This is a genomic window from Streptomyces sp. 2114.4, assembly GCF_900187385.1.
Classification (GTDB): domain Bacteria; phylum Actinomycetota; class Actinomycetes; order Streptomycetales; family Streptomycetaceae; genus Streptomyces; species Streptomyces mooreae.
Map to the genome: position 1 here is coordinate 5,105,223 of NZ_FYEY01000001.1, position 24,470 is coordinate 5,129,692.

At 68.7% G+C, this 24,470-nt stretch carries 24 protein-coding genes; 15 read left to right on the forward strand and 9 right to left on the reverse strand.

Annotated elements, in window-relative coordinates:
• Positions 1 to 49: 49 nt before the first annotated feature.
• Both CFW40_RS22570 and CFW40_RS22575 read left to right on the forward strand, forming a co-directional pair.
• Positions 50 to 1,162 carry a hypothetical protein gene (locus CFW40_RS22570; RefSeq protein ID WP_256331329.1) on the forward strand — a complete coding sequence of 371 codons (1,113 nt, stop codon included), beginning with the start codon at positions 50 to 52 and terminating at the stop codon, positions 1,160 to 1,162.
• A 149-nt stretch (positions 1,163 to 1,311) separates the two neighbouring features.
• Positions 1,312 to 2,583 carry an amidohydrolase gene (locus tag CFW40_RS22575; RefSeq protein ID WP_256331328.1) on the forward strand — a complete coding sequence of 424 codons (1,272 nt, stop codon included), beginning with the start codon at positions 1,312 to 1,314 and terminating at the stop codon, positions 2,581 to 2,583.
• A 99-nt stretch (positions 2,584 to 2,682) separates the two neighbouring features.
• Here the strand turns inward: CFW40_RS22575 and CFW40_RS22580 are convergent, their stop codons facing one another.
• Together CFW40_RS22580 and CFW40_RS22585 are read right to left on the reverse strand one after the other, a co-directional pair.
• Entirely contained in the window at positions 2,683 to 3,225 is a 543-nt protein-coding gene (locus tag CFW40_RS22580; protein ID WP_088799594.1) for an NUDIX domain-containing protein, read from the reverse strand.
• 1 nt (position 3,226) lies between these two features.
• Positions 3,227 to 4,582, reverse strand: a complete 1,356-nt coding sequence (locus CFW40_RS22585) for a transcriptional regulator (protein WP_088799595.1) — start codon at positions 4,580 to 4,582, stop codon at positions 3,227 to 3,229.
• Positions 4,583 to 4,805: 223 nt separating this feature from the next.
• Between CFW40_RS22585 and CFW40_RS22590 the strand changes: the two genes are divergently transcribed.
• The 9 genes from CFW40_RS22590 (at position 4,806) to CFW40_RS22630 (ending at position 13,850) form a co-directional block, all read left to right on the forward strand.
• Positions 4,806 to 5,555, forward strand: coding sequence for a hypothetical protein (locus CFW40_RS22590; RefSeq protein WP_088799596.1), 750 nt, complete (start codon positions 4,806 to 4,808; stop codon positions 5,553 to 5,555).
• A 152-nt stretch (positions 5,556 to 5,707) separates the two neighbouring features.
• Positions 5,708 to 6,559: an aminoglycoside phosphotransferase family protein gene (locus CFW40_RS22595; protein WP_371127321.1), complete on the forward strand. Its 852-nt coding sequence runs from the start codon at positions 5,708 to 5,710 to the stop codon at positions 6,557 to 6,559.
• On the forward strand, positions 6,559 to 7,251 hold the full coding sequence (locus tag CFW40_RS22600; protein WP_088799598.1) for a bifunctional 2-polyprenyl-6-hydroxyphenol methylase/3-demethylubiquinol 3-O-methyltransferase UbiG: 693 nt from the start codon (positions 6,559 to 6,561) through the stop codon (positions 7,249 to 7,251). Before CFW40_RS22595 ends, CFW40_RS22600 begins: the two co-directional genes overlap by 1 nt.
• Before the next feature lie 35 nt (positions 7,252 to 7,286).
• Positions 7,287 to 7,907: a hypothetical protein gene (locus tag CFW40_RS22605; protein WP_088802299.1), complete on the forward strand. Its 621-nt coding sequence runs from the start codon at positions 7,287 to 7,289 to the stop codon at positions 7,905 to 7,907.
• Between the two features lie 207 nt (positions 7,908 to 8,114).
• Entirely contained in the window at positions 8,115 to 9,146 is a 1,032-nt protein-coding gene (locus tag CFW40_RS22610) for a BMP family protein (RefSeq protein ID WP_088799599.1), read from the forward strand.
• Between the two features lie 174 nt (positions 9,147 to 9,320).
• Positions 9,321 to 10,967: an ABC transporter ATP-binding protein gene (locus CFW40_RS22615; RefSeq protein ID WP_088802300.1), complete on the forward strand. Its 1,647-nt coding sequence runs from the start codon at positions 9,321 to 9,323 to the stop codon at positions 10,965 to 10,967.
• Positions 10,968 to 11,014: 47 nt separating this feature from the next.
• Entirely contained in the window at positions 11,015 to 12,157 is a 1,143-nt protein-coding gene (locus tag CFW40_RS22620; RefSeq protein WP_088802301.1) for an ABC transporter permease, read from the forward strand.
• Entirely contained in the window at positions 12,154 to 13,434 is a 1,281-nt protein-coding gene (locus CFW40_RS22625; RefSeq protein WP_088799600.1) for an ABC transporter permease, read from the forward strand. Before CFW40_RS22620 ends, CFW40_RS22625 begins: the two co-directional genes overlap by 4 nt.
• Complete coding sequence (locus CFW40_RS22630; RefSeq protein WP_088799601.1) at positions 13,431 to 13,850, forward strand: cytidine deaminase; 420 nt, start codon at positions 13,431 to 13,433, stop codon at positions 13,848 to 13,850. Before CFW40_RS22625 ends, CFW40_RS22630 begins: the two co-directional genes overlap by 4 nt.
• A gap of 80 nt (positions 13,851 to 13,930) precedes the next feature.
• Here CFW40_RS22630 and CFW40_RS22635 read toward each other — a convergent pair whose 3' ends face one another.
• From CFW40_RS22635 to CFW40_RS22650, 5 genes are all read right to left on the reverse strand, one after another.
• Positions 13,931 to 14,989 (reverse strand): cytochrome P450, encoded by a 1,059-nt coding sequence (locus CFW40_RS22635; protein ID WP_088799602.1) that lies wholly within the window; start codon positions 14,987 to 14,989, stop codon positions 13,931 to 13,933.
• Positions 14,990 to 15,066: 77 nt separating this feature from the next.
• Positions 15,067 to 15,222: a tryptorubin family RiPP precursor gene (locus tag CFW40_RS38985; protein WP_218136790.1), complete on the reverse strand. Its 156-nt coding sequence runs from the start codon at positions 15,220 to 15,222 to the stop codon at positions 15,067 to 15,069.
• Between the two features lie 418 nt (positions 15,223 to 15,640).
• The gene (locus CFW40_RS22640) at positions 15,641 to 16,195 is read right to left on the reverse strand and encodes a GNAT family N-acetyltransferase (RefSeq protein WP_088799603.1); all 555 of its coding nucleotides are present in this window, start codon (positions 16,193 to 16,195) and stop codon (positions 15,641 to 15,643) included.
• Positions 16,167 to 16,766 carry a class IV adenylate cyclase gene (gene cyaB / locus CFW40_RS22645; protein WP_088799604.1) on the reverse strand — a complete coding sequence of 200 codons (600 nt, stop codon included), beginning with the start codon at positions 16,764 to 16,766 and terminating at the stop codon, positions 16,167 to 16,169. Before cyaB ends, CFW40_RS22640 begins: the two co-directional genes overlap by 29 nt.
• Before the next feature lie 15 nt (positions 16,767 to 16,781).
• Entirely contained in the window at positions 16,782 to 17,630 is an 849-nt protein-coding gene (locus CFW40_RS22650; RefSeq protein ID WP_088799605.1) for a helix-turn-helix domain-containing protein, read from the reverse strand.
• Positions 17,631 to 18,117: 487 nt separating this feature from the next.
• Here CFW40_RS22650 and CFW40_RS22660 point away from each other — a divergent pair, with 487 nt between their 5' ends.
• Together CFW40_RS22660 and CFW40_RS22665 are read left to right on the forward strand one after the other, a co-directional pair.
• The gene (locus tag CFW40_RS22660; protein ID WP_088799607.1) at positions 18,118 to 18,483 is read left to right on the forward strand and encodes a hypothetical protein; all 366 of its coding nucleotides are present in this window, start codon (positions 18,118 to 18,120) and stop codon (positions 18,481 to 18,483) included.
• 314 nt (positions 18,484 to 18,797) lie between these two features.
• Positions 18,798 to 20,075, forward strand: a complete 1,278-nt coding sequence (locus CFW40_RS22665) for a thymidine phosphorylase (protein WP_088799608.1) — start codon at positions 18,798 to 18,800, stop codon at positions 20,073 to 20,075.
• 135 nt (positions 20,076 to 20,210) lie between these two features.
• On the opposite strand, the gene CFW40_RS22670 is transcribed toward CFW40_RS22665, so the two are convergent.
• A complete protein-coding gene (locus CFW40_RS22670) occupies positions 20,211 to 21,191 on the reverse strand; it encodes a helix-turn-helix transcriptional regulator (RefSeq protein WP_088799609.1) in 981 nt (326 codons plus the stop codon).
• 159 nt (positions 21,192 to 21,350) lie between these two features.
• On the opposite strand from CFW40_RS22670, the gene CFW40_RS22675 reads away from it, so the two are divergent.
• The gene (locus CFW40_RS22675; RefSeq protein WP_088799610.1) at positions 21,351 to 22,634 is read left to right on the forward strand and encodes an alpha/beta hydrolase; all 1,284 of its coding nucleotides are present in this window, start codon (positions 21,351 to 21,353) and stop codon (positions 22,632 to 22,634) included.
• An 87-nt stretch (positions 22,635 to 22,721) separates the two neighbouring features.
• Here the strand turns inward: CFW40_RS22675 and CFW40_RS22680 are convergent, their stop codons facing one another.
• Positions 22,722 to 23,288, reverse strand: a complete 567-nt coding sequence (locus CFW40_RS22680) for a TetR/AcrR family transcriptional regulator (protein ID WP_088802302.1) — start codon at positions 23,286 to 23,288, stop codon at positions 22,722 to 22,724.
• A gap of 548 nt (positions 23,289 to 23,836) precedes the next feature.
• Between CFW40_RS22680 and CFW40_RS22690 the strand changes: the two genes are divergently transcribed.
• A complete protein-coding gene (locus CFW40_RS22690) occupies positions 23,837 to 24,430 on the forward strand; it encodes a Uma2 family endonuclease (RefSeq protein WP_088799612.1) in 594 nt (197 codons plus the stop codon).
• Positions 24,431 to 24,470: the final 40 nt, after the last annotated feature.

Genomic DNA, 24,470 nt, shown 5'->3' on the forward strand with positions numbered 1-24,470 from the left:
GGTCCCGCCCCAGGAGACGACGGGTTCTCCCGCCCGTCGTCTCCTGGGGGTGCCACGGCAGCGCCCGCGGCCCGCACGCACCGGCGCGGGACCGGACGCCGCCGCCCGGGACGCCGGCACCCTCGCCTTCGTCGAGAGCCCGGTGCAGCTGCTGAACGTCCTGGAATGGGCGTACACGGCACAGGCCACCGCGCTCACCGTCGTCGTGCTCTCCCCGCAGGACCCGATGACCCGCGGACAGCTGCGCCGGATGGCCGAACTCGCCCGCGACGAAGGCCATACGGTGCGCTGGGAAGAGGCCCGCGGTGGCCCGACCGCGCCGATGCGCACCATCGGCGGGCTCACCCCGCTGCTGCGCCGCGCCCGCCGCATCGTCATCGGCGACCCGTTCTCCCGCTACGTCCAACTGCTGCTCACCCTCACCCGGGCACGCGATCTGGTCGTGGTCGACGACGGCACCGCCACCATGGAGTTCATCTCCCAACTCGCCCGCGGCGAAAGGCTGGTGCGCTGGCACCGCAACGGCAGCGGACGGGGGGCGCGGGACCTGGCCTTCGCGCCGTTCTCGGCCACCGCGCGGCGCCGGCTCACCCCGGCGCCCGAGGGCGGCCGGCGCACCGTCGGCCTGTTCAGCTCGATGCCCGTCGAGGCACCGCCGGGCGTCGAGGTCACCACCAACGAGTTCGCCTGGACCCGCGACCGCTTCGGCCCGCCCCGGCTCACCCGCGCCGCCGACATCGTCGGCACCTCGCTGGTGGAGACCGGGGTCGTGGACGACGGCCGCTACCTGGCCGCCGTCGCCGCCCTGGCCCGTACGCACGGCGCCACCCGCTACTTCGCCCACCGCAAGGAGAGCGCCGACAAGCTGCGCAGACTGGTGGCGGAAACGGGGCTGGAGATCGTCCGCCCCGACCTGCCGCTGGAACTGATCGCCCGGCGCGGCCCCATCGGACGGCTCATCGTCAGCTTCCCCTCCACCGTCGTGCACACCCTGCCGCTCGCCCTCCTGGGCACCGAGGTCAAGGTCGCGGTCTGCGACATCGACCCGGAGTGGCTGACGGCCCACGCCTCACCGCGCGCCCAGGGCTTTCTCGACGGGGTCACCGGCACCGCCCGCGACGTGCAGCGACTGCCGTTCACCCAGCGGGTGGCGGCCGGCTGAGGGCCGGCGCCGCCGCGCAGGAAGCCCTACTGCATACCCTTCGCATAAACCGTCCATGCGCCGAGCGGCCTAGATTTTCTTCCCCTAACGGGCTGAACTTTTGTTGATCGAGGGACAGTTGCCCCATCCGGGGCCGTAACCTTCCACGGGTGAACCACTCGATCTCCCGCGATGCCGGCACCGCCCGTACTCCCGCCGGGGACCAGCTCCCCGGCGCGCTCCCCGACGCGCTGCGCGCCGAACTCAGCTCGTTCCGGCGCGACTTGCACATGCACCCCGAGCTCGGCAACCAGGAGTTCCGGACCACCGCCGCGATCGAGGAACGGCTGCAGCGGGCCGGTCTGCGGCCCCGGGTTCTGGCCACCGGCACCGGCCTGATCTGTGACATCGGCACACCGGCCGCGACGGCCGACGGACGCGCGCTCGCCGCCGACCCCGCCCGCCCCCTGCTGGCCCTGCGCGCGGACATCGACGCCCTGCCCATCCCGGACACCAAGACCGTCGACTACGCCTCGACGGTCCCCGGCCGCGCCCACGCCTGCGGCCACGACGTCCACACCACCGTCGTCCTCGGCGCCGGCCTGGTCCTCGCCGAGCTGGCCCGCACCGGCGCCCTGCCGCGCCCGGTCCGCCTGATCTTCCAGCCCGCCGAGGAGGTGCTGCCCGGCGGCGCCCCCGACGCGATCGAGTCCGGCGCGCTGGAGGGCGTCGGCCGGATCCTCGCCGTCCACTGCGACCCGCGCGTCGACGCCGGCCGGATCGGGCTGCGGGTGGGCCCGATCACCTCCGCGTGCGACCGCCTGGAGGTCGGACTCGACGGCCCCGGCGGCCACACCGCCCGCCCGCACCTGACCACCGACCTGGTCACCGCCGCCTCCCGGGTCGCGCTCGACGTCCCGGCGCTGCTGTCCCGCCGGGTCGACGCCCGCGCCGGACTCGCGGTCACCTGGGGCCGTCTGGCCTCCGGCCACGCCTGCAATGTGATCCCGCAGCACGCCGAGCTCTCCGGCACCGTCCGCTGCCTCGACCTCGAAGCCTGGCGGCAGGCTCCGGACCTGGTCCATGCCGCGATCGACGAGGTCGCCACCCTGCACGGCGCAAAGTCCCAGATCACCTACGTCCGCGGGGTCCCGCCGGTGGTCAATGAGCCGGTCACCGTCCAACTCCTGCACTCCGCGATGGCCGCCCGCCGCGGCGAGGGCGCCATCGAGGACACCGAGCAGTCCCTCGGCGGCGAGGACTTCTCCTGGTACCTCGAACACGTCCCCGGCGCCATGGCCCGCCTCGGCGTCCACCCACCCGCCGACACCACCCGCCGCGACCTGCACCGCGGCGACTTCGACGTCGACGAACAAGCGATCAAGGTGGGCGTGGAGCTCTTCACGGCCTGTGCGCTTCTTGACGGGGATCTGGCGGACTGACCGGGGGGCGTGGCGCCGGCGTGCTCCCGCTGCGGAAGGGCGCACCAGCCGGTCCCGCCCGCAATGCTGTTGGGCACCGACCGCCCTCCTCGCGAGCAGTCAGGACTGCTGCGACCAGCCGTCCAACGAGACCTCCGGCCCGCCGGCGAGGTAGCGGTGCAGGGCGCTGGCGGTGGTGCCGACAAAAGCCTCGGGGATGGTGTCAGTACTGACCCATTCCACCCGGGCGTGCTTCTTGGGCTCGCGGTTTTCGGGCTCGCCGCTCCACTCGTCGGCGACAAACACGATGGTGAGGAAGCCGTTGGGCGCCTCGACGCCCCAGGCTCCGTGGATGACGTGAGCGACGCGAAGAGCCTCGGGCTTCACGACAAGGCCCGTCTCTTCGTGCAGCTCGCGCACGGCCGTATCCGTGATCGGCTCGCCGGGCTCACTCTTGCCGACGGGGAGGTCCCACATCCCCCGGGCGAACTTGGCCTGCTCGCTGCGCTGCAGGAGGACGACCCGATCGGTCTCCTTGTCGTGGACGATGACGGCCGCGACCAGGAGCGTCATGGATTCGAGTGCGGGCTTGAGTGCTCGGGGGCTGGGGTCGGTCTTGGGCTGAACCACGAGGGTCCCTTCGTCGGCCAGGTTGATCGGCATGCTAGATCAGTGCCTCGCTTACGCGGCGGGCGAGTTCGGTGGCACCGGGAACTTTGCGCCGCTGATAGACCACGAGCGTGGGTCTGATGGAGGAGATCGCCTTGCGGGTGCGGTCCGAGGTCATGCCTGCCATAAGAGTCACTGCCTGAGTCCAAGCGGCGATGGCTTCGTCGGCACGGGCTTGGGCGGCGAGGCTGTCGCCGAGGTCGGCGTGGGTGAGAGCGTGGACGCGCTTGTACTTCACGGGGTCCCAGCGGGTGAGGGCATCGCGATGCTGCTGCTCGGTGCCGATGTGGTCGGCGAGGTCGGTCAGAGTGCGGGCGGTGTGGCTGGCCACGGTGCCGGCGGCGGGCCCGCTCACCAGGGAGAAGCTGGACTGGGGACCGTCTTCGCGGATCAGCGCGTCCTCGGCAGCGAGGAGGGCACGGGCGGCCTGGGAGTTCTCGCCGGTGGCGGCGTACGCACGGGCGTGGGTGATATGAAGCAGCGCTTCGGTTCGCCCGTCCACGTAGCCGAGCCCCCGGGACAAGGCGTTCTCGACGAGATCGACGCAGTGGTGAGGCTGCTTGAGGCTGAGGGCCTGATGGGCGAGGGCGCGCATCATCCAAGCGGCGTGGCCGCGCGGGTCTGCTTCACAGGCCAATTGGTAGCCGACTTGGTAGTAGCGCTGGGCGGCGCCTTCGTGGCCGAGGTCGTGATGCTTCCAACCGGCGAGGTAGGCGAGTTCGGCGACCGCGCCGAAGGCAGCCCGTCGCAGAGGCTCGGACGAGAAGCGTGCCCGCAGCATGGGGGCGGCGGTGTCCGCGAGGTAGGCGGTGACGGTGGTCAGGCCGTGACCGCCGCCAAGGCGCTCATCGGCCGCGCTGAACGAGGCGGTGATCTGGCGTACGACATCAACATCCTCGGCACCGACGGTGGTGCGACCGGTACGGGCGCGGAGCATGCGGGCGGTGGCCTCGTGGTCGTGGCCAAGAGGCATGGCGACACCGGCGCTGCTGAAGGCGGCGACAGCGAGGAATCGGCGGCGTTCCACATCTGCTCGACCCAATTCGGTGGCTATGACCACGGGATCGATGCTCGTTGTCTCGGAGCCTTCGGGACGTTGGAGGCCGATGTCGGACGGCGTGATGGTGCGCCCCGAACGGCGGGACAGCGCCTCGGCCAAGTATGTGGCGCTCTGGCCGGTGGGCTGGCGGGTGCCGTTGACCCAGTGGGAGATGGCCGACTTGTTGGTCTGTAGCAGTTCGCCGTTCTCCGCCGCGACACGGCGTAAGTCTTTGGCTAGTGCCTCGTACGTGCATCTGGCTGCAGCGATCGTGTCGCGTAGCCGCGAGTTGGGTCCTCTGGGCGCTGTCACGACCTCCCCCGATCACGAGCTGTAAACCGCGTATACCGCTCGGCGTGCTCCTTACCGTACCCACTGTGCGTAGCCGGCGGTTCACTTACCAGCAACCACCCGGGAACGGCATCCCACCGTGAACCAGGCTCCCTCTTGGTCCGGGTGGCCTCAGATCCTTACGTCCCGCACGGGGCTCGGGCATTCCTGTGCCCGCGTGCACCAATGAGAGACGGAGAAACCGGTGACCACGATCGACACCACGGCCATCACGGTCGAGCTACCCGAGGCGTTCGACCCGCGCTGGAGCCGCCTGCCCGGCATCCAGGTCGACGGTCGGCGCATCAGCATCGACCCCGTCCAGTACTTCTTCCGCTTCGAGTCCAACAGCTGGCTAGTGGCCGACTGGGAGCTGGTACGCACCCAGCTCCTGGAGGAGAACGAAACCACGGAGAGTGCGGTTGAACAGCTTGCACTCGGCTTCATCAAGACGCATGCCGAGCCCACCACGGATGCGGCCCGCGTCCTGGGCATCGCGTACGAGGTGTATGCGTATCTGTTCCGCGAGGAGCATCTGACCGGTCTCGGCCTGCCGCAGATCACTGCCGATCATCTGCGGATGCTGCGGGAGGCGGCGACCCTGATGGCGCTGAACAAGGTGGAGCTGGACGGGCACATCTCCAACGTCGGGCCCTGCTGGTTCTTCCCCGCTGCCACCTCCGTCGTCTTCGACCTGGATGACGAGACCGGCGGAATGCTCGACGAGGTCTACCACGGCGGCTGGTTCAACGAGCACCGCCGCATCGAGGCCATCAAGGCGCACGCCGCTCTCGGCGGACGCCTTGTCCACGGCTGCCAGTCCGTGCCGGACCAGTCCGGCGGCGTGGTCGCGCCCTACGGCGCGTCGATGGCCGCCTTCCGTAACGATCTGGCTCGGTTCAAGGCCGGCTGGATCGACCAGGTCTACGCGCACCGGATGACCGACGCCGCGTAGCCCCGCACGCCCCGCACCAACCTGTACGGCTTCGGGGCGGTCCGGCTCGACTCGGCCCGCCCCGGATACCGCGATCCCCACCGGAGATCCCCGTGAAAGAGACCCCCACCGCCGCACTCCTCACCGACCTGCGCCTGCTCGTCGGCCAACAGATGCCCGTGCGAGAAGAAGTACGGGTGTGGTCCATGTCCGGCGTCGAGCGGGTGACGTTCCCCGATGGCACCACGGCCATCTTCAAGTACGCCAACCAGCCCTTCGCCTGTGAGGACCAGGTCCTTCGACTCGCACACACCCACGGAATCCCAGTACCAACAGTCCGTGCCTCCGCCGTACACGACGGGCGGCTCGGCATGCTTCTGGAAGACCTCGGTACACCGGTACGCGAGGCGGACGATCTCGATGCAGCGGCCGCCGCGGTCGTGCTGCACAGGGCACACACGGCATCTGCGCTGCCCGTGATCGATGAAGGGGCATTGGGGGCCTTGCCGCGCCGGGCGCTGGACCACCTCGCGCAACTCCGTAAGACCGACCGCTGGCAGGACACGGACGACATCGAGCAGGCTCTCGAGCAAGTCGCCGGGGCCGCAGGTGCCCGCGCTCAGGGGGCAATGCTGGAGCCCTTCGGCTGGGTGCACTCCGAGTTCCACCCCACCAGCCTTCACATCGGCGCCACTGGCTGGCGGTTGCTCGACTTCGCCCGTGCCTTCACCGGTCCAGGCCTGCTCGACCTCGCCAGCTGGCACGGCACCCTCGACACCCCCGACCCGGTACGCCTGCGCGTTTTCATGGAGCAGTGCGTCGTCGAAGGCGCAGCCCCGGACGCACTTGCCGCGCGAGGCGGCCTCACCGCGGAGGCATGGGCACTGGGCTGGCATCGCATGTGGGCCGTCGAGTGGTTCATGGAGCAGGCGATTCGCTGGATCAACGATCCCGCCACCGATCCCGGCTACATCAAGGTCGTACGCCGCCACCTCGCCGACGTTCTCCACCTCCTGGACATCTGATGCTCGCCCAAGCCTCGCCCTGGCACCTCCACGCCCTCCAGCGCACCTCGGCCGAACTGGCCGAAGCCCTGGCCGTGCCGGCCCGCATGGAGTGGGGCACTCGCCTGGGCCAAGGCCCCGACGCCAACCTGCTCGGTCCTGACCTGCGCGGCAGACACGTACTGGAACTCGGCTGTGGCCCTGGTCACAACGTCGCTCATGTGGCGGTCCACCGCGGTGCAACAGTCACCGGCGTCGACCTCGTAGGGCTGCAGATCCGCCGGGCACGCTCCCACTACGGCCGACTGGCCGGTGCCAGGTTCGTCGCCGGCCACGCCCTTCACTATCTCCAAGCCACCGACGAGACGTATGACGCGATCTACTCGGTCTTCGGTGCCATCGGTCTCGTTGCCCCCGAGCTCCTGCTCCCCGCCATCGTCAGGAAGCTGGCTCCCCGGGGCACCCTGGCGTTCTCCGTTCCCCATCCGCGCCGCTCCGGCCGCCACCCCTCGGCGGATGACCGCCCCTGTCAAGACTTCGTCACTCTGCCCGATCTCACCCGACTCCCCATCGCCCGCTGGGAGTTCGATTCCCAGCGCTGGTCCCGACACCTGACTCACGCAGGCCTCGAGATCACCACCAGCCACGAGTTGGGCGTTGTCCGTCCCGGCTGCCGGCCGACCACTCTGCTGATCACCGCCCGCAGGACCTGAACCGCATGCTCCTGTCGCCCTCCACGGAGGAACCAATGCGCACTGCCTACCTCTTACTGGACATCGACGGCGTCTTCATCCCCTTCCCCACGAAGGATGGAGGCACCCCGCCAACCCATGTCCGCCACGACGTCGTCCCGACGGGCCGCAACCCCGACGACCCGGTCACCATCTGGCTCGACCCCGCCCATGGCCCCCTCCTCATGGAGGTGGCCCGCTGCGGCCTGGTCACCCCGGTGTGGTGCACCAGCTGGCGCCAGGACGCAGCCACCATGATCGGCCCGCTGCTCGGGATCCCGGCCTTCCCGTACATCGACCTGCCGCGCCCCCGGATCACCACCAGCCACCCCCATGGCTACCTGTGGAAACGGGACCATGTGGCGGTCTGGGCGAAGGAGGCTTCCGTCGCGTGGATCGACGACGACTTCACTCACCTCGATCATGAGTGGGCCGCACGGCGGACCGCGGCCGGACTGCCGACCCTCCTGATCCAGCCCGATCCCCACCTCGGGCTGCTATTGGAACACGTAGCGAGGATGCTGGAGTGGGCGTCGGGATTGTCCTCTGGCGAGGCGGCGGGGAGGCGTCCGCAGGGCATGCCGAAGCCTGCCGGCGCCGCCTGGTCTGTCGCGACAGTCAAGATCGAACTCATATAACGGTCAATGACCGAAAAGCGCGCATATCACCCCGTTCCGGCCGCGAGCCGGGACGGGCTTCGCATATCGGCCGCCCGGTTTCGCCGAGGGGCCCTACGCCTCGAATCGATAACGTCCACGCAGTGGAGGGTTTTGCGCCAGGTCTACGCGCGTTAATCTCCGACAAGCCAGCGCCAAAGGGGGCGCTTAGAGCGAAGGGAAGGCCCCGTGCGTCGGGTCATCAGGATTGCCGCCGCGGCTACCGCCACCACCTGTCTCGCGTTCACCGCCACCGCGTGCGGACAGAGCTTCGCCGAGGCCAATCGCGCCAAGCACGCGGGCGTCGGACTGGCCTTCGACATCGGCGGCCGGGACGACCACTCGTTCAACGAGGCGGCCGCCCGCGGTGTCGAGAACGCCCAGAAGCAGCTGGGCGTCAAGGCCAAGATGCTCACCGCCAAGAACGGTGAGACCGAGGCGGACCGCGAGCAGCGGCTCTCGTCCTTTGCCGAGGCCGGCTACAACCCGGTCATCGGCGTCGGCTTCGCCTACAGCCAGTCCGTACAGAACGTCGCCAAGGACTTCCCCGACACCACCTTCGGTGTCGTGGACGCCGTGCCGCAGGGCAAAAACGTCGATGCCATGGTCTTCGCCGAGCACGAGGGCTCCTACCTGGCCGGCGTCGCCGCGGCGCTGAAGAGCAAGACCCACAAGGTGGGCTTCATCGGTGGCGTGAACAACGCGCTGATCCAGAAGTTCCAGGCCGGCTTCGAGCAGGGCGTACGCGACACCGACCCGAAGGCCAAGGTCGTCTCGCAGTACCTGTACCCGAACAACGACAAGGGCTTCAACGACCCGGCCGCCGCCAAGGCCAAGGCCGCGGGCATGACCGACAGCGGGATCGACGTGATCTACACGGCGGCCGGGCAGTCGGGCGCCGGATCGATCGAGGAGATCAGCAGGCACAAGGGCGTCTGGGGGATCGGTGTGGACTCCGACCAGTACCAGCAGCCCGGTCTGGCGAAGTACAAGAACCACATCCTGACCTCGGTCGTGAAGAACGTCGATGTGGCCGTCTTCGACCTGATCAAGAGCTACGAGGACCACAAGCCGCTGACCGGCATCCACGCCTACGACCTCAAGCACAAGGGCGTTTCGCTCGCCACCTCGGGCGGCTTCATCAAGGACATCCAGCCGCAGATCGACGCGGCCCGGAAGAAGATCATCGAGGGCAAGGTGAAGGTCAAGGAGACGCCGTAGTCAGACGCCGTAGCCGGGCGCTGTAGCCAGGCGTCGCAGCCAGGGACGACGGTCCACCCCGGGGCGCCCGCAGTGCCGGCCCGGGGGCCGGTCCCCGCGTCCCCCGGTGACCTTCCGGTCCCGCTTTCTTGTTCCTCGTCCTTTCCGCACCGTCATCCCCGAGGGGAGTGCGCCATCAACGCAGCATCCACGAGCAGTGGCCGGGCCGTCCCGGACGCCCCCGCTGTAGAACTCCGCGGAATCACCAAAAGGTTCCCCGGCGTCGTGGCCAACCACGACATCCACCTCACCGTGCGCCGCGGTACCGTCCACGCCCTCTGCGGCGAGAACGGGGCCGGCAAGTCCACCCTGATGAAGATCCTCTACGGCATGCAGAAGCCGGACGAGGGCACCATCGAGCTGGACGGCGAGCAGGTCACCCTGCACACGCCGGGCGACGCCATCGCCCGCGGCATCGGCATGGTCCACCAGCACTTCATGCTGGCCGACAACCTCACCGTCCTGGAGAACACCGTCCTCGGCGCGGAGAAGCTGCACGGCATAGGCGCCGGCGCCCGCGCGAAGATAGCGGAGCTCTCCGAGGCCTACGGGCTCCACATCCGGCCGGACGTGCTGGTCGAGGACCTGGGTGTCGCCGACCGCCAGCGGGTGGAGATCCTCAAGGTCCTCTACCGCGGCGCCCGCACCCTCATCCTCGACGAGCCGACCGCCGTCCTGGTCCCGCAGGAGGTCGACGCGCTCTTCGACAACCTGCGCGAGCTCAAGTCCGAGGGCCTGACCGTCATCTTCATCTCGCACAAGCTGGGCGAGGTGCTGTCGGTCGCCGACGACATCACCGTCATACGCCGCGGCACGACCGTGGCGTCGGTCGAGCCGTCCGCGACCACGCCCAAGCAGCTCGCCGAGCTGATGGTCGGCAGCGAACTGCCGTCCCCGGAGACCCGCGAGTCGACCGTCACGGACGAGGAGATGCTGCGTGTACGCGATCTCCGCCTCTCCGCGACCGACTCCGACGGCGTGGTCCGCACCGTTCTGGACGGCATCTCCTTCACCATCCACAAGGGCGAGGTGCTGGGCGTCGCCGGTGTCGAGGGCAACGGCCAGGCCGAGCTCGTCGAGGCCGTCATGGGCACCCGCACCCCCGACCACGGCACCGTCGTCCTGGACGGCAACGACCTGTCCGGGGCCTCCACCCGCGCCCGGCGTGAGGGCGGCGTCGGCTACATCCCCGAGGACCGCCACCGCCACGGCCTGCTGCTGGAAGCCCCGCTGTGGGAGAACCGCATCCTGGGCCATGTCACCGAGCGGCCCAACAGCAAGGGCAGGCTGCTCGACCTGGCCGGTGCCCGCAAGGACACCGCGCGCATCGTCGCCGAGTACGACGTGCGCACCCCCGGCATCGAGGTCACCGCGTCCTCGCTCTCCGGCGGCAACCAGCAGAAGCTGATCGTCGGCCGCGAGATGAGCCACCGGCCCAAGCTGCTGATCGCTGCCCACCCCACCCGCGGCGTCGACGTCGGCGCGCAGGCGCAGATCTGGGAACAGATCCGCGAGGCGCGGCGCGAGGGCCTGGCGGTGCTGCTGATCTCTGCCGACCTGGACGAGCTGATCGGGCTGTCCGACACCCTGCGGGTGATGTACCGGGGCCGGCTGGTCGCGGACGCGGACCCCGCCGTCATCACCCCGGAGGAGTTGGGCTCCGCCATGACCGGTGCCGCCAGCGGCCACCTCACCGCGTCGGAAGACGGCGCGCCGGAAGACGGCGCGTCCCAGGACGATGCGTCGAACGGCGCCGGCGAACAGGGCGGTGAGCAGAAGTGAGCACGTCCGCGAACAGCCCCGCCAAGGGCCCCGCCAAGAACCCCGCCGTGGACGCCATCGCCAGGAGCGCCACCCGAGACAAGGTGATCCTCGCGATCGCCGCGCCCGTCCTGGCCATCGTCGCCGCGATAGTGATCTCGTCCCTGGTCTTCCTCGCCTCCGGCGAGAACCCCTTCCGGGCCTACGGGATCATGGCCGACTACGGCCACTACAGCGACAGCCAGGTCTGGATCATCAACAAGGCGGTGCCGTACTACCTTTCGGCGCTGGCGGTCGCCATCGGCTTCCGCATGAACCTCTTCAACATCGGCGTCGACGGCCAGTACCGCCTGGCGGCCTTCGCGGCCGCCGCGGTGGGCGGGGCCATCGCGCTGCCCGGCGCGCTCCAGATCATCCTGCTCATCGTCATCGCGATGCTCGTGGGCGCGATCTGGTCGGGCATCGCGGGTCTGCTGAAGACCACCCGCGGCGTCAGCGAAGTGATCACCACGATCATGCTGAACGCCATCGCCGCCTCGGTCATCGGCTACTTCCTGCAGGACGGCCGCCTCGCCATCAAGGACGGCAACCTCCTGCACACCAAGTTCCTCCCGGAATCCAGCCACTTCTTCTCCTTCCCGACCCACCCCAAGCCGGTCTACGGCTTCGTGGTGATCGCGGTGCTGGCCGGCGCGCTGTACTGGTTCGGCATCAACCGCACCCGCTTCGGCTTCGACCTGCGCGCCGTGGGCGCCTCCGAGCCGGCCGCCGAGGCCAGCGGTGTCAGCGTCAAGCGCATGGTCGTCAGCAGCATGCTGCTGTCGGGTGCCGCGGCCGGCCTGGTCGGCATGCCCACCCTGCTCGGCGAGTCCTTCCAGTACGGCACGGACTTCCCGGCCGGCATCGGCTTCACCGGTATCGCCATCGCCCTGCTCGGCCGCAACCACCCCGCCGGGATGGCCTTCGGCGCCCTGCTGTGGGCGTTCCTCGACCGCACCGGCTCCCGGCTGGAGTTCGAGGGCTACGCGCAGGAGATCGTCGGCGTCATCCAGGGCGTCATCGTGCTCTGCGTGGTCATCGCCTACGAGGTCGTGCGCCGCTACGGGCTGCGGCTGCAGCAGCGCAAGGTCGGCGAGGAGCTGGCCGCCCTGTCCCGCACCACCAACGCCGACAAGTCTGACAAGAGCGACAAGCCGGAGGTGTCGGCGTGAGTACGGACCTCAAGACCGCGACGAAGCTCGCGGTCCCCCAGAAGGGCGGGCGGCGCAAGCTGACCTACCCCTGGATCCTGCTGATCATCGCCGGCGCGCTGGTCGCGCTCTCCGTCCTGCGGGCCGTCACCGGCACCGCTGACCTCACCTCCACCGGCCAGTTCGGCGCCGCGCTGAGCGCCGCCGTGCCGATCGGCCTGGCGGGTCTGGGCGGCCTGTGGTCCGAGCGGGCCGGCGTGGTCAACATCGGCCTCGAAGGCATGATGATGCTCGGCTCGTTCGCGGCCGGCTGGATCGGCTGGGAGCACGGCCCCTGGGCGGCGGCGCTGGCCGGCATCGTCGGCGGTGCGCTCGGCGGCCTGATCCACGCCGTCGCCACCGTCACCTTCGGCGTCGACCACATCGTCTCCGGTGTCGCGGTCAACATCCTGGCGCTCGGCGCCACCCAGTACCTGGCCACCCTGTGGTTCGGCCAGGAGGGCAGCGCGGCGATGGCCGCCGGCGGCAACGACAAGCAGTCCCCGCCGATGCCCGACATGCCGAGCTTCACCGTCCCCGGCCTGTCGGACGCGCTGAGCTCTCTGGAGGCGCACCACTGGTTCCTGGTCTCCGACCTCGCCGGCATCCTCGGCGCCGCGGTGACCAACGTCTCCTGGCTGACGCTGCTGACGATCGCGCTGTTCGTCGGCACCTTCTTCGTGCTGTGGCGCTCGTCCTTCGGCCTGCGGCTGCGCTCCTGCGGCGAGGCACCGATCTCGGCCGAGTCCCTGGGCGTCAACGTCTACTCGTACAAGTACGCGGCGGTCCTGGTCTCCGGCGCCCTGGCCGGCCTCGGCGGTGCCTTCCTCTCCATCGGGGTGCACTTCTACCAGGACGGCCAGACCGGCGGCCGCGGCTACATCGGCCTCGCCACGATGATCTTCGGCAACTGGCGGCCGGGCGGCGTCGCGATGGGCGCGGGCCTGTTCGGCTTCATGGACGCCATGCAGCTGCGCAGCGGCGGCCCGACCGTCCACGCCCTGCTGCTGGGCCTGGCGGCCCTGCTCGCGGTGATCGCGCTGCTGAAGCTGCGCGCCGCCAAGCGCACTCAGGCCGCATTGTCGGCGGTGGCCGCCGTCGTCCTCATAGGCTGGTACTTCCTGGCCGACACCGTTCCGCTCGAACTGGTCGAGGCGAGCCCGTACATCGCCACTCTGCTCGTCCTCGCCCTCTCCGCCCAGCGGTTGCGGCCCCCGAAGGCGAACGGCAGGCCCTACCGCCGAGGACAGGGAACATGACACCACCGGTGCCGGTCGACTGGACCGCACTGCGCGCGCAGGCCCGGGACGCGATGTCCCGGGCCTACGCCCCTTATTCCGGCTACCCCGTCGGCGCCGCCGCCCTCGTGGACGACGGCCGCACGATCGCCGCCTGCAACGTCGAAAACGCCTCCTACGGCCTCGCCCTGTGCGCCGAATGCGGCCTGGTCTCAGAACTGTTCGCGGGCCGGGCCACCAGCGACGGACCGGCACCCCGTCTGACCGCCTTCACCTGCGTGGACGGAGCGGGCGACCTCCTCGTCCCCTGCGGCCGCTGCCGCCAACTCCTGTGGGAACACGGCGGCCCGGGGCTTCTTGTCGACACGGCGGCCGGCATCCGCCCGCTGTCGGAGCTGCTTCCGGACGCGTTCGGGCCGGGGCATTTGCGGGGGTGACGGGGAGCGGTGGGTGCAGCGGAACACCCGAGTCCCTCCCGCACGTCCACTCCGTTCAGGCGGGACGAATGGTCAGGCCGTCACGGTCGAGCCATCGGTCGAGTCATCCGCACTTCGGACACTTCGAGCAATCCGTCGAGTTCGACCTTCCCCCTGGTCTGGCCCGGACTCACCACCAGGCCGTCCCGTCGCACGATGTCCAGGAGCCGTTCGGCCAGGGGCAGGACCATATGCCGGCCCCAGCATCGTTCGCTTACGTGGCCGAAGGGGAGATATCCGGGGTGGTTGTCTCCGTCCAGCTCTTCCCAGCGGTCGGGATGAAACGCGTCGGGCTCGTCCCAGAGCTTGGGGTCGCGGTGGCTCAGCAGGGGAAGCAACAGGACATCGTCTTTCGGGCCGATCCGTGCGTCCACGTCCGAGAACTCCGGAGAAGCCATTCGCAAGATGTTCCATGAGGGGGGAAGCAGTCGGAGTGCCTCAAGGAGGATGTTCCGATTCGATACGTCATCGCTGAACGGAGCTCCGAGCCACAGGGCGTTGGTGACCAGCGCGGACACGGTGAAGCACACCGGTGCTGCCACCCGCCGATACAGGTACATCGCATAGCGCCGGTCACTGTAGGTCGTGGAATCGAGCACGAGAGCGGCAAGTTTCGACAGCGGCACGTCCTGCCCGGGCCTGCCCAGCAAAGCGGCCCCGGAGGCGACGGCCGACCAGGTCAGTTTCGGTGTCAACTCCAGCCTGCGGTCGACCAGAACCCGGAACCGCAGACGTTCGTTCCCGAAAACGAGATTCCGCAGGTAAACATGCGCCACATGCGGCCACCGGCCGGTCAGGTCGACCGCCTCATCGAGGGGACGCTGCAGCGCGTTCCGCACGTCCGAGCCCACGGCTTGCATAAAGGTGGACGCATCCGTACGGGTAACGAGCCGCCCCTGGACGGGTTTGAAGGTGGGCCTCTCCTCCGCGTTGGCCGGCCTGCTGCGGAGTAAGCGGTCCATCAGCTCGGCGCCGGATACCCCGATCGTGTCGGGCTCCAGACGAAAAAGCGACGCACCACGATAACGGCTTAACAGTTCGTCGATTCTCGGCGCGAACTCGATGACCCGACCGCTCTCGCCGACGCGGTGCATAGGCATGGCTGAACTCCGTGGGTAGGCAGCTCGCGCCGGCCAGAATTCCTGACCGACGCGAGCCCGGCAGGGAATCTATCTCATTAAATCCAGCCGTACCAGGCGTATGCCTTGAGGCTCTTTTCCGGACGGAACTTCTTGACGATGCGAACGAGTTTCATGAGCGCCTCCATTTGTGTGGTGAACGCGATACTTATTCGACGGCAGAAGATGTCGATGCCGGTAAGAATTCCCGGCATTCATTTCGACTGCCGTGGAAAGTGAAGACCTATTCGATGAATGTGTCAAGTGATCCACGTCACTACCTGAATTGACTAATTCACGTTTCGAATTCATCTGTATTCACATCTCGGCAAATCACCACTAATCCGAATATTAGGCCCCAATGCGGGCATCGAAAGGGGGTGAATGGCGTCGAATGAGGTGGTTTGGGCATAGATTATATGACATGGACATGCTCTGTAGGGCGCTCGAAGGCCTCCGGTCCCTGCTCCGGCGCGGTGGCTCTCCCACACGGAAAACGGGCGAAGTGGCGGTGAAACTGGCGCATTCGGTCGTCTCTGACGGGTCGCAGCCGGGGTGCGGGTGGTTGAGCTGAGTGGCGCATGGGCGGCTTGCTTCGGCGGGGGCTACTCATGCACAGCAGCGCGCGCCCGCTTAACGGAGCTGCCGGACCATCACGTCATGGAGAGGCGCGCTTTCCCAGGGGTGAGCCTCACCCACCTTGCGGTATCCCCAGGATCGATAGGCCGCTTGAGCTGCCTCGGCTTCCGGTAGCGCATTCAGTAGTACGCGCTCTTCGTTGCCTTCCGCGAGTAGCGTCTCGTGCAGCCGCCTGCCCACCCCGAGCAGACGCCAGGGCGCCCGCACCGCAAACTCCATAAGGCCGAAGGTACGTTGGCCATTCTCTCGTCTGAGTTCATCCGAGACGGGAGTAATCAGCCGGTCCCACCAACCGGTATAGGAACTGAGCGGATAGCCGTAGGCGATGCCGACCGGTTCGCCGTCCGCAGTACGGGCCAAGGCGCCACGGAAGGTGGCCTTCCGGACCTGAGAGCGAAATCGACGAAAGGTGGCCTCCACCGATTCCGGGGTTTCCTCGTACGGTTCCTCAGCGAAGACCTCGGCGTAGACGAGCCTGAATGCCGCCTCGGATCGCGCGGCGGCGGGGCCGTCCAAGGGCTCAACGGTGATCGTTTCTGGCGTGGTCAAGTGAGGCTTCCTTGCTGGCACGCCGGGCCGCTACAGCGTCTGTGTAGAGCTCTGTCGTGAAGTCGTCTGCGCCAATGCCGAGTTCACTCATGACAGATCGGACATCGTCAAGCGCTGATGAGAGTTCCTTCTCTTCCGGAACCATGGTCTCTACTTCCAGGAAGGTTCCGTCGACCTCCGGAACCTGGACCAACGTGGCGAGCATGCTGCGCCCACGAGTCGTGAACTCGTAGTTCCTGCACTGCTTCTGGAATGTAAGAGCTGGCACGTACCCAAGTCCGCGCAACATGGCATGAACGGCCTCCGGGTTGTCCACAGGCGTCTCGTGTTCCGGTTTCGATCCGGACTCCGGATCGATCCGGGTGCCCTTGTATGTAAGAACGGAGCGTGTCGAGGTGGGCCCGTGAATCGTGCGGACCCTCAATTCTTGATCTCGCGCGTCGAGACTTCCCGACCGGTCGTCATAGTAGGTGTCCTGATAGACCTCGACCTGCCCCTCCGTCATGCGTTCAAGCTGCCCCATGACGTACTCAGGGTCGTGTACTCGCGCCTTTACCTCTGCCTCGATCAATGCACGATCCTCCGTTCAAACGGTACGGACTGCCGTTTCAATCATGGAGGCGAACATTCGCTGAAACCCTCGATGCAGCGGGCCGTGTGGAGTCTCCATAATCTTGTACGTAGCCGATTCGTGGCCTTCCCAGCCGGAATCGAAGGCTGAGACAAACAGCGTCTCGTCCAGCCTGATAATGCGCCATGTTGGGCGAATTTGGTAGCGGTATACTTGAAGGTCGCAATTGCTCGACAGCTCGCGCAATCGAGCCTCGGCCAGTTTGATGCCTCCGGAGAGCGATTCAGCTGATTCCCCGATTTCTGCCGCGCGGACGGTAAGGGCGGTCGATTCAGGATCAAGCAGCAACACGCGAAGTTGCGATGTCTGCCCTTCCAGTCGAGTAAGTGATGGCCGAAGCAGGGAATCCTTCAGGCCGATAAGGCCAAGGCCGCGTACGGCAAGGACATCGACCTGTCGAGCCGTCGTGGCAAGTTGTCGAATGTCTTGGGATGCGGCGGCCTGAGTGGCGTACACCCGGACGACTTCTGGAAAGGCGGACAGATCGAACGCCTGCCCGCCGCTGCGGGCATCGCGCGCTGACGCTAGGCCGAGCAAATGCCGGGCGGAGTCAGGCATGTTGAGCCCGTCCGCGATCCGCTCGAATACGTCAAGGCGCGTGATCTCTCGCCGTCCGTTGATGACCTCGTTCACCCGAGCCTGTGTCATGGCTACCGCTGTGGCAATCCTTGACTGGCTGGCCCCGCCATATTGCTGGACGCGGCGGAACACTGCACCCATGTTGCGATCTCGTAGGGCTTCGCGGATTTCGGCCCGTTGCCATGCCCACTCGGGTAATTCGATCGGTACGAGTGCCGTCGGCATGATCCTCCCCGGTATCGCGGTGGGATGAAGAGTCATCCCACCGTGAGATTACCGCTTGGATATGGGCCCATGCCGTCTTTCGCTGAATCATGACCAGACGAATACGACAGACCCCCGCGACCGTGGCGACGGCCCGGGGGCGTGGCCATCAACCCTGGGAGGTTGACGACATGGCGAAGACTATCGCCAGGATCTTCGAATCGCTGCTGCGGCTTTTACTACCCGCACGAGGGCGGCACCGGTCCTTCGGCTGTCTGCCCACCGTGACGTGTGAGGACCCGCCCACCCCCGTGTTTGCCCGTGTGACCGGCGGAGGGGAGAGGCCGTTGCGGGGCGAGGACGCGGCCCTTATCCGGCCGTACGCCCTCACGCCGGAGGAGCGGCAGAAGCGACGGCTGGAATACGGGCGGCGACGGGTTCAGTTGTTTGCGACATACGGCACTGACGCCGCCCCGCGCTGGCTGAACGGCCTGGAGGCGGCAGGCCGATGAGTCCAACCGATACCCCTCGCCTCCTGCCCTGGTCGAGTCCGGACGGGAAGCCGTGCTTCCTGGCAGGTGACGGGACCGGCTACGTGTCCCGGCTGGCTGACGAGATGGAGGAGGCGCAGCTCGACTCCGCAGCTGAACTCGGCGAAGAGGCGCACCGCATCCTGGCGGGCCGGGCGTGGACACCCGGTGAAATCCACCTGCTGGCCGTGGAATTGGCCGCCTCCCTCGCCAACGTACGCCGGGTCGCGGAGAGCAGGGGCGCGCGCCTGCCCGTGCCGGACGAGGACGGTTCCGATGGGGACAATGCACCGGACGACGAGGGCGGCGACAGGCCACGGCTTCCGGCGGAGGCGTTCGGATGAGCCGGGTGCGGTCTGCGGACGAGTGGTCGCGGCTGCGCTGCTGAGCGGAGGAAGCGTCGGCGATCAGGCGTGAGCCGGCGGTAGCGGTACCGACCGCTCTCTCCGCACCCCTGCGGCCGCTCCGGGCGATGATGGCTCGTTCACACACCCTTCGCCCGGAGCGGCTTTCGTCGGTGCCCCCCAAAGATCGCCCACCCCACCCCCGCCCCCTGGTCGCCCCACCCCCCTACGCACCACCCACTCCACCCGCCGCCCCTGGCCACCCCGCCGTCTATGCGTGTAGAACGGACCTACCCGTTCGAAAGGAACCGTTCATGGACGCCATCTCCGTCATCCGCACCAAGCGCGACCGCGGTGAGCTGACCCCCGATCAGATCGACTGGGTCATCGACGCCTACACCCGCGGTGAGGTCGCTCATGAGCAGATGTCGTCGCTGGCGATGGCGATTTTCCTCAACGGTATGAACCGCACGGAGATCGCCCGCTGGACCGCTGCCATGATCGCCTCCGGCGAGCGGATGGACTTCTCCTCCCTGCCGCGCCCCACCGCCGACAAGCACTCCACCGGCGGCGTCGGCGACAAGATCACGCTGCCGCTCGCCCCGCTCGTCGCCGCCTGCGGTGCGGCCGTCCCGCAGCTCTCCGGCCGGGGCCTGGGCCACACCGGCGGCACCCTCGACAAGCTCGAAGCCATCCCCGGCTGGCGCGCGACGCTCTCCAACGCCGAGATGCTGGACGTCCTGCGCGACGTCGGCTCGGTCATCTGCGCCGCAGGCGACGGCCTGGCCCCCGCCGACAAGAAGCTCTACGCGCTCCGCGATGTCACCGGCACCGTCGAGTCCATCCCGCTCATCGCGTCCTCGATCATGTCCAAGAAGATCGCCGAGGGCACCGGCTCCCTCGTGCTGGACGTCAAGGTCGGCTCCGGCGCCTTCATGAAGGACCTCGACAACGCCCGCGAACTGGCCTCCACGATGGTCGAGTTGGGTACCGACCACGGCGTGAAGACGGTCGCGCTGCTGACCGACATGGCCACCCCGCTCGGCCTGACCGCCGGCAACGCCCTCGAAGTCCGCGAGTCCGTCGAGGTACTGGCCGGCGGCGGCCCCCAGGACGTCGTCGAGCTGACCCTCGCCCTCGCCCGCGAAATGCTCGACGCGGCCGGGCTCAAGGACGCCGACCCGGCCAAGGCGCTCGCCGACGGCTCCGCCATGGACCACTGGCGCCGCATGATCAGCGCCCAGGGCGGCGACCCCGACGCGGCCCTCCCCGTGGCCCGCGAACAGCATGTCGTCACCGCTGCCTCCTCCGGCACCCTCACCACCCTCGACGCCTACGCCGTCGGCCTCGCCGCCTGGCGCCTGGGCGCCGGCCGCGCCCGCAAGGAGGACCCGGTCCAGGCAGGCGCGGGCATCGAACTGCACGCCAAGCCGGGCGACACGGTCACCGCCGGCCAGCCCCTGCTGACCCTGCACACCGACACCCCCGAAAAGTTCCCTTACGCCCTGGAGGCACTGGACGGCGGCGTCCTCGTGGGCCCGGAGGACGCGGCCTTCGCCGCCACGCCTGTGGTGCTGGAGCGCATCGCCTGAGGCGGCCGGGGCGCCTGAGTCCTGCGGGCCGGGCGTCCCGCCACCCTCCCACCCCCGCACGCCGAGATCGCCCGGTGATGAGGGGGCCGGTGATGAGGGGGCCGGTGACGAGGCGGCCGGTGATGTGTGCGGCAGTCAGTCACTCGCACTCCGCGTTCGTCGCTGAACCAGCAGGCTCCCCAGAGCGGTGCGCTGGTGCAGGACCGCCCGTCCGGCGCGGACTGTGGTGATCAGGCCGGCGTCGCGCAGCGCGGTGGTCTGGGCGGAGATGGTGGCATTGCTGACGCGCAGCCGTCGGGCGAGCGCGCTGGTGGTGTGTTCCTCCGCGAGCAGCAGCAAAATCTCGTGGCGGGTCCGTCCGAGCACCGAGGCCAGTGCGTCGTCCGTGCCGCCCGCCCCGGCCGGCGTGAGCGGCAGGCCGGGACCTGCGGGGTAGGTCAGGAACAGGGGGCTGTCGGGCCGGTGGGCGATGAGGGGGTGGCCGGTCCAGTGGAACGTGGGGACGAGGACCACGCCGTGTCCGCGCAGTGTGATGTCCCGCTCGCCGGGCGCCTTGAGCGCCCAGACGCCCTCGTGAAGCCGGGTGCCGGGGACGAGCCGGGTCAGGGCCGCGCCGATGCCGTGCTCTGCCACGGTCAGCGCATGGCGGGTGAACTCCGCTTGATGCAAGTCCTGCACCAGCGACCACACGGGTCGTACCACCGTCTCGAACGCCGCGTGCTGGGCGCGGAGGAGGGGGCGCCAGGCGTCGGCGTCGCCTCGGTGCAGATCGCGGATCCACGGCGGAGCCAGGGACATGCGCCGGGCGTACACCCGCTCGAGTTCGGAGCGGACCAGGTCCGGACGTGAGGCCCGGACGCTCTCCAACCCGTCCTTCAGGGTGTCGCTGAACTCGTCGATGAAGCAGGGGGCCTTCGCCGCAGGGACCAGATCCGCCAGCGGCAGAGCGGCCACCGGCAGGGATTGGAGCAGCCGTCGTCTCCAGCGGCCGAACAGCAGCTCGTCGTGGGGGTGACTCATCATCATCAGTGCCGCGTTCAGCTCTTGCAGGGGTGCCGGACGAGGCGCGAACCGGACCCGTGCGAAGTCGGCGGCCGTGAAATGTATCCGGATCACTACTCTCCCCAGCGCTGCTTCGCCATCGTTTCGGACGCGGCCTAAACCCTCGCCCGCACGCCCCCTAGGACGTCAGCATTCGGAACGCGTCCCCGTCATTCCCTCAAGGGCTACCGGAAGGCGCAAGGGCGACGAGCACAGAGATATAGGGGGAGAGGCATGATTCCAAGGCGCACCGTCACCAGGTCGGCCGTGCTGGCAACTGCGCTGCTGTTCGCGGGCGGTGGTGGCGTCGCGCAGGCGCAGGCGCAGGCGCAGGCACGGGCACAGGCACAGAGACGGGCGCGGGCCGCAGGCGCCCGGACCATGCGCTTGCCGACGCCGACCGGCCCGCACCGGACCGGGGTCACCACGCTCTATCTGGTCGACCGCTCCAGGCGCGATCCGTGGGACCCCGCGATCCCTGTCCGGGAATTGATGGTCACCGTCTTCTATCCGGCCCGCACCGTCCACGGATTTTCGGTCGCACCGCACATGACCACGGGCGCGGCGAAATCGTTCCACGACATCGACGTCCCTGTGCACCGGCTGCCGAGCTCCGGCGTCAACTGGGCCGCAACGGTCACGCATTCGTACACGAACGCGCCCGCGCAGACCGTCCGGCGGCCGGTACTGCTGTACAGCCCCGGAGGTGGTGACCCGCGCACCCTCGGTACCGGGATCGCCGAAGAACTGGCCAGTCACGGCTATGCGGTGGTGACCATTGATCACCCTGGCGACGGCAGTGAGGTCGAGTTTCCCCTCACCACGGCCTACCGGCACGAAAAGGTCCGCGAGACCGTCTTCCGGGGAGACCCCCGTACGGATGCGGACCAATTCCGGACCATGATCGAAACGCGGATCGCGGATGCCCGTTTCGTACTCGACCAGTTGGCAGTGCTGGCGGTGGGACGGAACCCGGACGCCACGGGGCGCGCCGTGCCGGAAGACCTCGGCCGGGCGCTGGATCTGCGACGGGTGGGCATCTACGGCCACTCGGCAGGCGGCACCACCGCGGCCGAGGCGATGTACGAGGACCGCCGCATCCACGCGGCGGTCAACATGGAGGGCTATCTGGACCACACCCCGCAGACACCCGGCAAAGCTGGGCAGCTGTTCCCGGTCGCACGCTACGGGGTGGACCGCCCGTTGCTCCTGCTGGGAAGCGAGGGCTTCGACGGCAAGGAAGCGGACCAGCAGGCGCTGGAGCTCTCCTGGGCGGCCATGCTCGCCCACCAGCGGGGACGCACCCGCCGACGGCAGATCGACCATGCCATGCACTGGGTGTTCACCGACTACGCCGTCATGGCACCCCAGTTGCAGGCCGCGGGGCTGATGAGCGCAGCCGACCGGGTCGCACTGGTCGGCACGATCGACCCGGACACCTCGGTGGCTGAGGTGCGCCACCACGTGCTCTCTTTCTTCGCCCGGCACTTGCCTGCACGCTGCCGGCGTCCACAGTGATGCGGTGCGCGGCCCGGTGGCTCGCGGGCAGGCCCGGAGCCGATGCCGATGCCGGAGTCGGCGCCGGTACCGGCGCCGAAGCGAGCGTCAGGCGTGCTGCGCCCCGCGCGCCAGCAGCAGCAGGGCGTCGACGAGTTCTTCGGCCGGCGCGCCGGTGGCCAGACTGCGCAGTTGCAGGCCGAAGACCAGCGCGACGGCAGTGCCCGCCAGCCGCTCGGCGTCGGGTACGCCGAGGCCGGTGAGGATCCGGGCGGCCAGCTGGTCGTACGCGGCGAAGCACTGCGCGGCCGCGGTGCGCAGCCGCTCGTCGCGGCCGGCCTGGACGTAGAGCTCGAAGGGTGCGATGTACCTGCTGTCGGTCTGGGTGCACCCGGCGACCTGGCCGACCGTGGCGGAGGCCCGGTCGATGTCCATCCCGTCGGTCTCGCACTGGTCGGCGAGCTCGGTGAAGCGCCGGGTCTCCTCCGCGACGAAGTACAGCAGGCTCTCCCGCAGCATCTCGTGCTGGGTCGTGAAGTGGTAGGTGACCGAGCCGAGGGAGACCTTGGCCTCCTTGGCGATCCGCCGGTTGGTGACCCCGGCGACGCCGTCCTCACCGATGATGCGCAGGACGGCATCGATGATGCTCTGCCGGGTTCCGGGGGCCTTGGACATGACGGTCATTGTGCCACCGGCGGTCTCCTCGACTGCCCGCCCGAGCAGATCGACCGCGCGCTGCCCGTGAACCTGCGCGCCCTCGTCATGCCGGCCCGCGCGCTCGCGCCCCGGATGGTCGAGGACACCCAGCCGTGGCCGGGGCCATCGCTCATGTCCATCGCCGGCCGCGGAATGTCACCATCCGCGAGATCGTCCTCGCCGCCACCGGCCAGGAAGGCCGGCCGCCACCGCATCGCAGGGACGGCCGGCCTCGCTGGTCGATGGGGCGTGCCCTCCGGGGACGGGCGTGTCCTCCGGCTACGGGCATGTCCTCCGGCGACGGGGCGTGTCCTCCGGCCGGAGCCGGGCTTCCCCTGCGCCCTGGAGGGGGTGGACGACGGAGTCCTCGTCGGCCCCGCGGAAGCGGCCTTCCCCGCCACTCCCGGTGACGGTGAAACGTATCGCCTGACCTGCGGTTTTCCCGTACGGGTGAACGGGATCGGTGGACCGCCGCCGGTCATTTTCGGCATGCTGGGATCGGTGACGTACCGATAGAGGAGCACACCATGGCAGCAGTCATCGCTGAGCGCCCCCATCATGCCGATGAGTCCGGCTGGGAAGAGGCACTGAGGGTCTGGGAGCGGACGAACGCTCCGGAGGGCTGCAAGGTGGAGATCATCGAGGGGATCGTCACCGTGGCACCACCGCCGGAGAGCGACCACAACGACACCGCGGACGAGCTTCAGCGCCTGCTGTATACCGTCATCCCCCGGGACTGGGGGATCTACCAGACCCAGGGGCTGACCATCCCCGGCAGACACGGGTTGTTCGTTCCGGATCTGGCGGTCATCCCCAAGAAGTTGCTGCCGCGCCCGCGTGAGCGCCGGACAGCTGATGTGGCTCAGCTCATCGTCGAGATCACGACTCGCTCCAACGCGAATCATGACCGTATCGAGAAGCTGAACGGTTATGCCGCGGCGGGCGTCCCCCTGTACCTGCTGCTGGATCCCTGGCACTCCGGAAAGCCGACCGCAACGCTGTACGGGGAGCCGGCGGGCGGTTTGTACCGTGTGCTCGAGACGGTGAAGTACGGCGATGAGATGCACCTCCCCGCGCCCTTCGAGGTCACCGTCGACACGGCACTCTTCCCCGCCGGCTGACTACCTGACGACGAAGGGCCCGCCCCACCAGGACAGGTGG